Genomic DNA, 11,716 nt, shown 5'->3' with positions numbered 1-11,716 from the left:
GGGACCGTGAACCATGCCCCCACCGAACGGCCGCGGGGCGCGCTGCGCCGGCTGCGGGACCGGTTCGGCCCGCTGCCCCGCTGGTGGCCGGTGCCGCTGTGCGCCCTGCTCGGCGCGGCCGGCGGGGCGGTGTACCAGGCGGTCGAGCCGCCGCGGTACGCCGCGACCGGCTATGTCGTCGTGGTGCCCGGCAAGGCCACCGACCCGGCCGCCGCGCTCGGCTTCGCCCAGGCGTACGGGCGGATCGCCACCAGCGGCGCGGTGCTGGCCGACGCGCACCGGGACTCCGGCCTGCCGCTCGGCACACTGCGCGGCGGCATCCGGGCGGCGACCTCACCGGACGCCCCGATGATCGAGATCACCGGCACCGCGCGCACCCCGGCCGCCTCCGCCGGCCTCGCCAACGCGGTGAGCCGCTCGCTGGCCCGTACCGGCAACCGCACCGCCGCCCGCACCGGCGCCCACCTGCTGGTCTTCGCCCGCGCCTCGGCCCCGGACGACCCGGTCTCGCCGTCCGCACCGCTGGCCACCGCGGTGGGCGGCGCGGCGGGCGGCCTGCTGGGCGGGCTGGTGCTGCTGGTCCGGCCGCGCGACCGGCGCCCCGCGGTACGGGCCGGCGGATCGGTCCCGGCCCCGGCCCACGCCGCGATCGAGGCGGGCGCCGTACCGGCCGCCGAGGACGCGGTGCGATGACCACGACGGTCTGCCGCGACCCGGCCGCGTTCGCCGCGCTGGCCGCCGACTGGCGGGCGCTGCACGGCCGTTGCCGGGCGGCCACCCCGTTCCAGAGCCACTCCTGGCTGCACTCGTGGTGGCTTTCGTACGGGACGCCGGGGCGGCTGCGGATCGTGCTGGTGCGCCGCGGCGGGCGGCTGGTGGCGGCGGCGCCGCTGATGCTGACCTACCGTCCGCTGCCCGTGCTGGTGCCGCTCGGCGGCGCCATCTCGGACTTCTCCGACGTCCTGCTGGACGACTCCTGCCCCGGGCCGGCGGCCGCGGAACTCGCCGCCGGGGTGCACCGGGCGGCCCGCGGCGCGCTGGTGGACCTGCGCGAGGTGCGGCCCGGGGCCGCCGCCGAGCGCCTGTACGCGGCCTGGCCGGGCCCGCGCCGCCGGCTCGCCGACTCGGTCACCCTGGAGCTGCCCGGGATGCCGATGGACGACCTGGTGGGCCGGCTGGCCGGGCCCCGGGCCCGCCGGGTCCGCGCCAAGCTCCGCAGGCTCGACGCGCTGGGCATCGAGGAACGCACCGTCCCGGCCGGGGACGTGCCCTCCTCGGTGCGCACCATGCTGCGGCTGCACGGCCTGCAGTGGCAGGGCCGGGGCGTGACGCCGGAGCACCTGCGGCCCCGGTTCGCCGCCCATCTGGCGCGCGCCACCCGGGAGATGGTCGGCAGCGGCGACGCCGTGCTGACCGAGTACCGGGTGGACGGCCGGGTGATGGCCGCCGACATCCTCTTGATGTCCGCCGACCTGGCCGGCGGCTACCTCTACGGCGCCGACCCCGAACTCCGCGACCGGAAGGTCGACATCACCACGATGCTGATGCGCCACGACGCGCGCCACGTGGTGGACACCGGCCGCGGCGCGCTGAGCCTGCTGCGCGGCACCGAACCGTACAAGCTGCACTGGCGGCCGGTGCCGGTGACCAACCAGCGGCTGCTGCTGGCCCGGCGCGCGCAGGCACCCGCGCTCGGGCTGTACGCCGCGCGGATCACCTGCCGGGCGCTGGCCGCCGGCCTGGCCCGCGACCGGATGACCTCGCTGCGCGGCCTGCGGACCCGGCTCGGCGCCGTACCCGCGAGAGGCACCGGCCGGCCATGACCTCCCCGGACCACCGCTTATCCGACAGGCCGCGCCGGAACGGGCGGCGGCGTCCCGGTGGGCCCGGCCGCGTCCGGCACGCCGTACAGCACCTGCCGGTACGCCTGTGCGGCGCGCGGGTTGGCCCGGCACTGCCACACGCCGTGCGGGCAATAGTCGGTGATCGTCTGGTAGAGCGGCGGGTGCCGCGCCATCCAGTCCAGCATGCGGGTCACGAAGCCGGGGTTGTCACCGTTGCGGAACAGGCCCCATTCCGGGTACGAGATCGGCTTCCGGTGCGCGGCCGCGAAGTCCACCTGGGCCTTGAGCCCGTACGGTTCGCGGACCATCGCGTCGAAGGTCTCCCCGGCCGGCTGGTCGTAGGAGTCCATGCCGAGGACGTCCACGACGTCGTCGCCCGGGTAACAGAGGGTCCAGCCGATCGCGTCCCGCCCCCGGCTCGGCGCGAAGTCGAACCGGAACCGCTGCCCCGGCACCGACCGCATCACGGCGACGATCCGCCGCCAGTACGCCTTCCACGCCACGGGGTCGGGCGCGCAGCGGTGGGTGTAGGTGATGCCGTTCATCTCCCAGCCGAGGGTGAGCACGGTGTCCGGCAGGCCCGCACCGACCAGGCGCCGGGCGAGGGTGCGGAAGTGCCCGTCGAAGCCGCCCGCCGCGGCGGTGCCGAGCAGCCGGCGCACCTCGGCGTCCGGCAGCCGCGCCTCGGCGGGCGCCATCATCGGCACGTTCAGGACGAACAGCCGGCCGGGCGCCCCGTGCCGCCAGACCGTCCACGGCCACAGGAACGCCGGGTCGCCCTCGATGTCCGACCAGTTGTTGCCGGGCAGGTAGGTGTGGCCCACCCGGACGTCGGTGCCGCCGAGCCACTGCCGGAGCGCCGTCATCCGCCGCACCCCGCGGGCGTCGGACCCGAGGAACGCCCCCAGCGGTACCGGGGGCGGCGGTCCGGTCGCGGACACCCCCGGGCGGCGACCAGCAGGCACGCCAGCAGCGCGCCGGCCGCGGTGGCTGCCGCCCTCCGCCGGTTGCGCTGGGACATGGTGCCTCCGGTGGCTCCTCCGCGGACGCCCGCGGTCCGGTGCGCTGACACATGACGGCCGTTCAGGACGCGTCCCGGGACGGCACCAAGGAGATAGCCCGGACGCCGCGCCGGAACGCATTCCGGTAGCCCATTGGCGCCCCCCGGTCCCCCACCCGGTCCAGCGAAGGTCAACCGACGACCGACGACGGACGAGCAGCAATCAGCAACCTGCAACCGGAAGACAGCAACCAGAAAGAGCAGGAAGACACCCATGTACGACCTCGTGGTGGTGGGCGCCGGCCCCTACGGACTCTCGATCGCCGCACACGCGGCGGCGGCCGGACTGCGGCTGCGGGTCCTGGGCCGGCCGATGGCCTCGTGGCGCGACCACATGCCCGCCGGCACGCTCCTCACATCCGAGCCCTGGGCCTCCAGCCTCTCCTCCCCCACCGGCGGCCACACCCTGGCCGGCTACTGCGCCGCCCACGATCTGACCGCCGAGCACGGCGTCCCGCTGCCCCTCGACACCTTCACCGCGTACGGCAGGTGGTTCGCCGAACGGGCCGTACCGCAGATCGACGAGACCATCGTCACCGCGGTCCGCCCGGACGGCGACGACGGCTTCCTGGTGGCGACGGACACCGGCGAGCTGATCGCGGCCCGCACCGTCGTCCTCGCCGTCGGCCTGCCGCCGTTCGCCCACCGCCCCTGGCCGCTGCTCGACCTCCCCGCCGAACTCGCCTCGCACAGCAGCGACCACCACGACCTGTCCCGCTTCACCGGCCGGCACGTCACCGTCATCGGCTCCGGCCAGAGCGCCCTGGAGACCGCGACCCTGCTCGCCGAACAGGGCGCCCGCACCCACGTCGTCGCCCGCGCCGACCGGCTGCGCTGGAACACCCCGCCGCAGCCCCTCGACCGCGGCCGGCTGCGCGCCGCGCGCGACCCGCACAGCGCCCTCGGCACCGGCTGGCCGAACTGGGCGTGGTCCCAACTCCCCTGGGCGGTACGCAGATTGCCGTCGCCGACCCGGGTACGGCTCGCCGAGAACGCGCTGGGCCCGGCCGGCGCCTGGTGGCTGCGCGAACGCTTCGAATCCGCCGTACCACTCCTGCTCCACCACCGGCTCCGGGCCGCGGTCCCGCACGGCGACGGCGTGCGGCTCCATCTCACCCATACGGAGGGGAGTACCGAAACCCTCGACACCCACCATGTGGTGGCCGCCACCGGCTTCACCCCTGACGTGGGACGGCTGCGGCTGCTCCACCCCCGGGTGCGCACGACCCTGCGGACGGTCGGCGGCAGCCGCGCCCCCGAACTCGGCCCCGGGTTCGAGTCCTCCTGGCCCGGCCTGTTCTTCGCCGGCCTGCTGACCGCGCCGTCCTTCGGCCCGTCGATGCGCTTCGTCCACGGTGCGGCCTTCACCGCGGCACGGGTGGTCCGCGGCGTGCGGCGCAGGCTCGGCGACCGGCAGCGGACCGCCACCATCCCCCGCCCGGCCGGGGCCCCCACCCCGGCCCCCGCGGGCGGCCCGGCCCCGGACGCCCCGGCCCCGGACGCCCCGGCCGACGAGCCCGCCGTCTAGCCGGCCCCGCCGCCCGGCAGACGGGAACGGCACGCCGGCATGGCAGACCGACATGACACACATGGCACACCGCAGGGGCCGCCCGGCAATCGGGCGGCCCCTGCACGTCGTTCATCCGTAACCGCGGGTCCGTCGCCGTGAGTCGGCCACTGCGGGTACGCCACTGTGGATCCGCCGCTGCGGGCCCGTCGCTCCCCCACGGTCCGCCACGATCCCCCGCGGGAGTCACTGACAGCGGTCGACCGCCGCGATCGTCCGCGCCGCCTCCCCGAGCGCCGCCCGCAGCACGACCGGGTCCGTGGCGGCCGCCCCCGCGCCCTCCGGCGGCACCAGCCAGCCGGTCCCGGTCACCGGCGGCTCGGCCGGCACGCCGTCACCGCCCACGGCGCCCGGCAGGACCCCCCGCCCGTAGGTCTGGGTGCAGGCGCTGCCCGGCACGTCCCAGCCGGCGGCCGTGCCCGGCGGTACGAGGAAGCCGAGGGTGTCGCAGGCCCCGTCGTGCAGCACCGGCCCCACCCCGTCCCGCAGCCGCAGGATGTCCACGGCCTCCAGCCCCTGCCGGGCCGGCACCGTCACGAGGTCGCAGGGCTGCACCGGAACGGCGGCCGTCCCGCCCGGCACGACCTGCCTCCGCGGGCCGCCGGCCTGGCCCGCGGAACCGTTGCCGCCCCTGCTCACGCCGGTCTCCCACACGGAAAACCCCTCCTCCTGCACCTGCAGTCCCTTTACACCGAATTCAACGGTCGGGCGTGTCAACAGCTACGGCGGCGTAACGCTGCAAAGGATGGCAGTTCATGGCAGATCACGCGTGAGATATCCGATTTGTAGCCAAACTGTGCGTATCGGTGTCGTCACAGCCGGTACGGTCGTCCCGCCGCACCGCCAGACGCGGCATCGCCACACAGATGGCACGGAGAGGGCACGGAGAGGGTCCGCCATGGCGTCGCCAGCAGCACGATCAGCGTCGTCCCGTACCGTACCCGCCCGCCCGAACACCGCCTTCCGACAGCTGCGCGGCCGGCTGTCCCCGGGCGAGTTCGCGGCGGCGGTCCGACGGTCCGCCCGTGAGATCGGTGAGCAGGTCTCGTGCGACGCCCGCTATGTGGGCCGCGTCGAGTCCGGGGAGATCCGGTGTCCGAACTACGCCTACGAGCGGGTGTTCCGGCACATGTTCCCCGGGCTGACGCTGCCCGACATGGGCTTCGCGCCGCGCGAGGCGGTACGCGGACGGGGGGCGCGTACGGCGGCGGTCAGCGCCGCGCCCCTGGCAACCGACCCCGACCACCGCGATACCCGTATCCAGATCTGCGAGGAGAGCGACGTGCTGCGTCGCGCGTTCATCACCGGCGGCCCGGCGGCAGCCCTGGGCTTCGCCGCCCTGCACCCCATCGAGGCCGCTGCCGCATCCGACCGGGTGCCCCCGCCGCGCCCACCGGCCGGCGGCCGCGCCGGTGCCGCCGAGGCCACCGCTGTCGAACAGGCCGTCCGGCACATCCGGTTGCTGGACGACCGGCACGGCGCGGAGGGCATCTACCACCGCGCCACCCAGCCGCTGCGCGCCGCCTACGACCTGCTGGAGGCCGACGTCCGGCACCGTTCGGTCTCCGACCGGCTGCACACCGGCGCCGGTGAACTCGCCATCTCCGTCGGCTGGTTGGCCCACGACTCCGGCCGCTTCGACGACGCCCGCTCCCACTACGCCGAGGCGCTGGCCACCGCCCGGGTCTGCGGCGACGCCGCCCTGGAGGCGCACGCGTTCTGCAACACCGCCTTCCTCGCCCGCGACGCCGCCCGCCCGCGCGAGGCGGTGCGCGCGGCACAGGCCGGGCAGCAGGCCGCCAAGCACCTCGCCTCGCCGCGGCTGCTGTCCCTGCTGGCGCTGCGCGAGGCGGGCGGCTGGGCGGGGCTGGCGGACCGTTCCGGCTGCGAACAGGCCCTGGCCCGCGCCGAGCGGCTCTTCGCCGCCGGGCCGCGGGACGGCGACCCCGAGTGGATGACGTTCTACGGCGAGGCCGAACTGGCGGGCCTCACGGCGCAGTGCTGGTCGGCCCTGGGCGACGCCGGACGCGCCGCCGAGCACGCGCACCGCGCGGTGGCCCTCCAGGACCCGCACTTCACCCGCAACATCGCGCTGTTCACCGCGGAACTGGCCGCCGACCTCGCCGCCGACGGCGCCCCCGAAGAGGCCGCCGCGGCCGGCCTCCGCGTCCTGGCCCTCCTCGAACAGGTCCGCTCCGCCCGCATCCGCACCCTGCTCGCCACCACCGCCCACACCCTCCGCCCCCACCACACCCTTCCCCCGGTCGCCGACTTCCTGTCACGGCAGGCGGCAGCGGGTGCGGGGGATGGTGCGGGTGCGGGGCATGGTGAGGCGGCGTCGGAGGTGGTCGGGGTGGGGGGCTAGGTGCCGCTACGGGCACGGGTCCGACGGACGGGTGGACGCGCGGACGGGTGGACGCGCGGACGGGTGGACGCGCGGACGGGTGGACGCGCGGACGGGTGGACGCGCGGTCGTGCGGACCCGTGGTCGGGCGGACCCGTGGTCGTGCGGACCCGCGGTCGGGCGGACCCGCGGTCGGGCGGACCCGCGGTCGGGCGGACCCGCGGTCGGGCGGACTCCCCGTCGTGCGGACTCCCCGTCGTGCGGACTGGCCGTCGTGCGGACTGGCCGTCGTGCAGGTCTGCGGGCGTGTGGTCGTGACGTCGGGTGGAGCCGCGGTCATGACGTCGGGTGGAGCCGCGGTCGTGCAGTCATGCCGACCGGCCGTCGTGCGGGCCTGCGGGCGCGCGGGCCTCCCGTCGGGCGGACCGGCCGTCGAGTCGGAGGGGGCGGGTCAGCCCAGGTGGCCCGTGTCGTTCCAGCGCTCGATCGCCGGCTCCCCGTAGGCCCAGCCGAGCACCGACAGGGACGTCGGCTCCAGCCGGATGCGGGCGCCGAACGAGATGTCCAGGCCCAGCCAGCGGGCGCCGAGGGTGCGCAGGATGTGCCCGTGCGCGAAGACCAGCACGTCCCGGTCGGCCGACCGCGCCCAGGCGACGACCTCGTCCGCCCGTGCGGAGACCTCGGCCAGCGTCTCGCCCTCGGGCACACCGTCCCGCCAGATCAGCCACCCCGGCCGCCCCGCCTTGATCTGGGCGGGCGTCAGCCCCTCGTACGCGCCGTAGTCGACCTCCATCAGCGCGTCCCACTCCTGCGCCCGGTCGCCGAAACCGGCCAGCTCGCAGGTCTCCTTCGCGCGCACCAGGGGGCTGGTACGGACCTCGACGCCCGGCAGGCCGTCCCAGGGCGCGTGGTGCAGCCGCTCGCCGAGCAGCTTCGCGCCACGTCGGCCCTCGTCCAGCAGCGGGATGTCCGTACGCCCGGTGTGCCTGCCGGAAACGGACCACTCGGTCTTCCCGTGCCGGGCCAGGATTATGCGCGCTGCCATGGGTCGCACCTTTCGCCGATCACTCGGCCACTTACTCATCATCTATCGGCGCGGGCGGCATTGACCGCGGGCTTTCCATCATCGCCCATGGGGGCGTTTTGTCCGCGGTCGGGTGCGCAGGTCGTCCGCAGTCGGGGGCACAGGTCGTCCACGGTCACAGGCACAGGTCGTCCACGGTCAGGGGCGCAGGTCGTCCACGGTCGGGGGCGCAGGCACCTCGCGCTCGCCCGCCCGGGGGGCCGCTCGCTGCGCCAGCCGGGGCCACTCCGCCCGGGGCCGTGCGCTGCGCCACCCAGGGCCAGTCGCCGCTCAACCCAGGGCCCACTCGCCGCGCCCCCGGGCCCACTCGCCGCGCCACCCAGGGCCACTGTGTGCCCCGTGGCCGCTCGCTGCGCCGCCCAGGACCGCGCCACCCGGGGGCACTCGCTGCGCCTCCGCCTCCCCCCCACCCCCGAACCCACCCCCCGCCCCCTCCCCCGAAGGGGGAGAGGGGGAGGGGGCGGGGGAAGCCTCCGGCCCCTCCGTGCCCCTGCCCCGCCGCGCCCGCCCTGCCCGCCCCCCGCCCCGCCCTCACCGCGCCCCGGCCCCTCCCCTCCCTCCCCTCCCTCCCCCACCCGCCGTACCAAGCCAGGTCCATGCCCGATGTCAGGTCTGGATGTCAGGTCTGGATGTCAGGTCTGGATGTCTGTGCTGGATGTCTGTGCTGGATGTCAGTGCCGGATGCGAGACTTCGGCAGGTGAACGTTTTCCGCGACAGTCGAGCCGTGGCGGCCGGTCCTCCGGTGGGGCAGGCGCTGCCGTCATCGAGCCTGCGCCAGAGGCTCAGCGAGTTGCGCGGTCCCGGCGTGCGCCCCCGGTCGCTCGACGCCCGGGCGCTCGCCGCGCTGGCCGCCAACCCCGGCTGCCGGCGCCGGGCGCTGCTGGACGGTGCGGGCGTCGACAAGGGCGCGCTGGCCGGGGCCCTCGGTTCGCCGACGGGGTACGGGCAGTCGCAGTTCGCGTTCGTGCGGGGCAACGTCTTCGAGGCCCGGGTGAAGACGGACGGCGGCGCGGAGCTGCTGCGGCTGGTGCGGGAGCGGCTCGACCCGGGGAGCCCGCCGCCCGAGCCCGAAGGGCCCGGGGCGGTGGCCACGCCCGACCTGTCCGCGGCAGGGCCGGAGGGCCGCGCGGCGCGTACGGCGCTGGCGCTGCGGGAAGCGACGGCGGCCGGCGGGTGGACGCTGCTCGATCATCCGATGCTGGCGGTCGACGTGGCCGGCTCGCCCGCCTATGTGGAGCCGGATGCGGTGGTGGTGCATCCGGACGGCATCTGGACGGTCGTGGAGATCAAGTCCTTCCCGATGATCGATGGTTCGGCGGACGCCGCCAAGGTGGGTGCCGCGGCCCGCCAGGCGGCGGTGTACGTCCTCGCCCTGGAGCCGGTCGCCGCGCACGCCGCCGCGCACACGGGCCGCCCGGTGCGGGTCCGCGACCGGGTGCTGCTGGTGTGCCCGAAGGACTTCTCCAACCTCCCCACCGCCGCGGCCGTCGACATCCGCAAGCAACTGGCCACGACCCGGCGGCAGTTGGCGCGCCTCACCCGGGTCGAGGAGATCGCCGCCGCCCTCCCGGAGGGCACCACCTTCGACCTGCGACTGGCGGACGACGGGAAGACCCCGACCCGCCCGGCACAGGAGCTGGCCGCGGCCGTGGGGGCGGTCGGCGCGGCCTACGCCCCCGAGTGCCTGGCCGCCTGCGAGCTGGCCTTCCACTGCCGGAAGCACGCCCGCCAGGAGGGCGCGGTGGAGGCGCTGGGCCGCGGCGTCCGGGGCGAGCTGGGCGGACTGCGCACCATCGAGGAGGTGCTGGCGGCGGCCCGCCCCGAAGGCCCGGGCAGCGACGGGTCACCGGGCACGCCGTGCGAGGTCCCGCGTACGGAGGCAGCCGTCCCCAGCGTCGGAGCCGGCTCCGACGCCCGCACCGACCCCGACGCCCCGACCCGCTCCCCCGCCCCCACCAACCCCCACGACCCGGCCGTCCTCGCCCTGCGCCGAGCCGCCGCGCTGCGCGCCGAGGCACTGGCGTCCGCCGCCGTACCGCAGACGCCGACGGAAGCGCTTCACGTACCGCAGACGCCGACGGAAGGACCCTCCGTACCGCAGATACCAGCGGATGGGCCCTCCGTACCGCAGACACCAGCGGACGGACCCTACGTACCGCAGCCCCCCGCAGAAGGGCCCTCCCTACCGCGGGCGACGGCGGAAGAACCGGCCGTGCCCCACCCGCGAGCGGAGGAGGCGTAGATGTCGCTGATCGAGACGCTGGCCCGGATGGAGGCGGTGGCCGCCGGCCGCGCCCGCCCGCGCTGTACGGTCCGGCACCGCCATCTCTCCGAAAACCCGCTGGTCCTCGTGCCGTTGACGACCGCGGGCGAGGCCGGTGCCCCGCTGGGCGCGCTGGTCGGCACGGACCGCGAGAAGCCCGCCCTGCTGGCCGTCCCGCAGCCGCGCAACCGCGATCTGCGGTTCGCGTTCCTCGCCGAGCTGGCCGAGACGGTGCTCCCGTACGTGGACGGTTTCGCCGACGCCGTGGAGTGGGAGGAGCGCAAGGAGACCGACCCCGAGACCGGCAAGAAGGTCCCGGTGCAGGTCGAACTGTGCGCGGACGCCCCGCAGTTGATCGTCCCCAGCGCGGCCGGCGTGGAGTACGTCCGGCTGCTGGGCCGCTCGATGCGGTTCCGGCGGACGGCCGAGCAGGAACCGGAGGCGGCCCATCCCGCGCCGCCGCACGTCCCGCTGCTGGGCCGCTGGCTGACGCATTTCGGCGAGCGCGCGCGGGTCCCCGGCGCCGGTCTGCTGCTCCCCATGACGGGGCTGCTTGCCCGCCATTGGGCGACCGGCCAGAGCGTGCTGGAGGACCAGCACCTGGGCGCGCTGCTGGCGTGGATCGACCCGCCGCCGGGGAGGTCCGGCCAGGAGGCCGCCGAGTTCGCCGAGTCGGCGCGCGACGCGGACGGCCAGCTGCGGTGCCCGCCCGCCGGGCCGGCCACGGACCCGGCGTTCGACAACCGTCTGCTCGCGCCCGCGATGGCCCGTTACGACGCCGGGCTGACCGGCGCCGAGGAGGAGCTGCGCGCCCTGGTCGAGAGCCAGTTGCGGCCGACCTGGGACGCCGTCTGGCGCGGCCTCGACCTGCTGCGGGCGCTCCCCGAGGGCGCCCGGGTCGCCGACCGCTGGAAGCGCGACCGCTGGTCGTACACGGCGCACCGCGACCGGGTGCGCGCCGGGGAGCCGCCGCAGCCCCGGCGGGACGACGCGGTGACCGCCGCGCAGAAGCTGTCCGCCCGGGAGACCGCGCAGGCGCAGCTGGACGCCCAGGAGGCGCTGGACGACCCGTTGGTGATGGCGGGCCGCCGGCTGGCCGGGGAGGCGTTCGAGGGCACGGTGACCGCCGTGGAGATGGCGATGTCCGAGGGCAAGCGCCCGATGCCGCGCCCCCTGGTGACGCTGCGCACCGCCGACCGCCCCCTGCTGTCCGCCGGCGCCAAGCTCTACCGCCCGCTGGCGGACGGCCGGAGCCAGCCCGCCGAGTTCGTGGCGTACGGGCCGGGCGGACCGGACGTGCTGGTGGTGCGGCTGACCGGCGGGATGGGCCGCAGCCGGACCCCGGAGCCCGGCTCGGTGCCGGAGCCCGCGGACACGGTCTGCTGGACGCTGTTCGAACACGCCCCGCGCGGCGGCCCGGAGCTCCCGGACCCGGAGGACACCCCGTGGACCCACGGCGGCCCGCCCTCCGCCAGCACGGACGCGCCGCACGAGACCGCCGACCCGGTGACCGCGGAGGACTTCCTGTGACCCGTATCCACCCCCGCCCCCGG

At 76.3% G+C, this 11,716-nt stretch carries 9 protein-coding genes; 6 read left to right on the top strand and 3 right to left on the bottom strand.

From position 1 onward, the window contains the following. Window positions 1-6: 6 nt before the first annotated feature. Together OJ254_RS14260 and OJ254_RS14255 are read left to right on the top strand one after the other, a co-directional pair. Window positions 7-693 carry a YveK family protein gene (locus tag OJ254_RS14260; protein ID WP_265362632.1) on the top strand — a complete coding sequence of 229 codons (687 nt, stop codon included), beginning with the start codon at window positions 7-9 and terminating at the stop codon, window positions 691-693. Then, window positions 690-1,823, top strand: a complete 1,134-nt coding sequence (locus OJ254_RS14255; protein WP_265362631.1) for a GNAT family N-acetyltransferase — start codon at window positions 690-692, stop codon at window positions 1,821-1,823. Before OJ254_RS14260 ends, OJ254_RS14255 begins: the two co-directional genes overlap by 4 nt. A 17-nt stretch (window positions 1,824-1,840) precedes the next feature. On the opposite strand, the gene OJ254_RS14250 is transcribed toward OJ254_RS14255, so the two are convergent. Beyond that, window positions 1,841-2,710, bottom strand: a complete 870-nt coding sequence (locus OJ254_RS14250; RefSeq protein ID WP_423835891.1) for a glycoside hydrolase family 26 protein — start codon at window positions 2,708-2,710, stop codon at window positions 1,841-1,843. Between the two features lie 408 nt (window positions 2,711-3,118). Between OJ254_RS14250 and OJ254_RS14245 the strand changes: the two genes are divergently transcribed. Continuing rightward, the gene (locus tag OJ254_RS14245) at window positions 3,119-4,432 is read left to right on the top strand and encodes an NAD(P)-binding domain-containing protein (RefSeq protein ID WP_265362630.1); all 1,314 of its coding nucleotides are present in this window, start codon (window positions 3,119-3,121) and stop codon (window positions 4,430-4,432) included. A gap of 225 nt (window positions 4,433-4,657) precedes the next feature. Here OJ254_RS14245 and OJ254_RS14240 read toward each other — a convergent pair whose 3' ends face one another. Further along, window positions 4,658-5,125 carry a hypothetical protein gene (locus tag OJ254_RS14240; protein ID WP_265362629.1) on the bottom strand — a complete coding sequence of 156 codons (468 nt, stop codon included), beginning with the start codon at window positions 5,123-5,125 and terminating at the stop codon, window positions 4,658-4,660. A 244-nt stretch (window positions 5,126-5,369) separates the two neighbouring features. On the opposite strand from OJ254_RS14240, the gene OJ254_RS14235 reads away from it, so the two are divergent. Continuing rightward, window positions 5,370-6,836: an NsdA family TPR-like regulatory protein gene (locus OJ254_RS14235; protein ID WP_265362628.1), complete on the top strand. Its 1,467-nt coding sequence runs from the start codon at window positions 5,370-5,372 to the stop codon at window positions 6,834-6,836. A 430-nt stretch (window positions 6,837-7,266) separates the two neighbouring features. Here OJ254_RS14235 and OJ254_RS14230 read toward each other — a convergent pair whose 3' ends face one another. After that, the gene (locus OJ254_RS14230; RefSeq protein WP_265362627.1) at window positions 7,267-7,860 is read right to left on the bottom strand and encodes a histidine phosphatase family protein; all 594 of its coding nucleotides are present in this window, start codon (window positions 7,858-7,860) and stop codon (window positions 7,267-7,269) included. Window positions 7,861-8,567: 707 nt separating this feature from the next. On the opposite strand from OJ254_RS14230, the gene OJ254_RS14225 reads away from it, so the two are divergent. Together OJ254_RS14225 and OJ254_RS14220 are read left to right on the top strand one after the other, a co-directional pair. Next, window positions 8,568-10,142, top strand: coding sequence for a nuclease-related domain-containing protein (locus OJ254_RS14225; protein ID WP_265362626.1), 1,575 nt, complete (start codon window positions 8,568-8,570; stop codon window positions 10,140-10,142). After that, complete coding sequence (locus OJ254_RS14220) at window positions 10,143-11,693, top strand: hypothetical protein (protein WP_265362624.1); 1,551 nt, start codon at window positions 10,143-10,145, stop codon at window positions 11,691-11,693. Window positions 11,694-11,716: the final 23 nt, after the last annotated feature.

The organism is Streptomyces endophytica (genome assembly GCF_026153355.1).
Classification (GTDB): domain Bacteria; phylum Actinomycetota; class Actinomycetes; order Streptomycetales; family Streptomycetaceae; genus Streptomyces; species Streptomyces endophytica.
The sequence above is the reverse complement of the archived record's forward strand: the minus strand, read 5'-3'. Positions and strand labels throughout refer to the sequence as shown.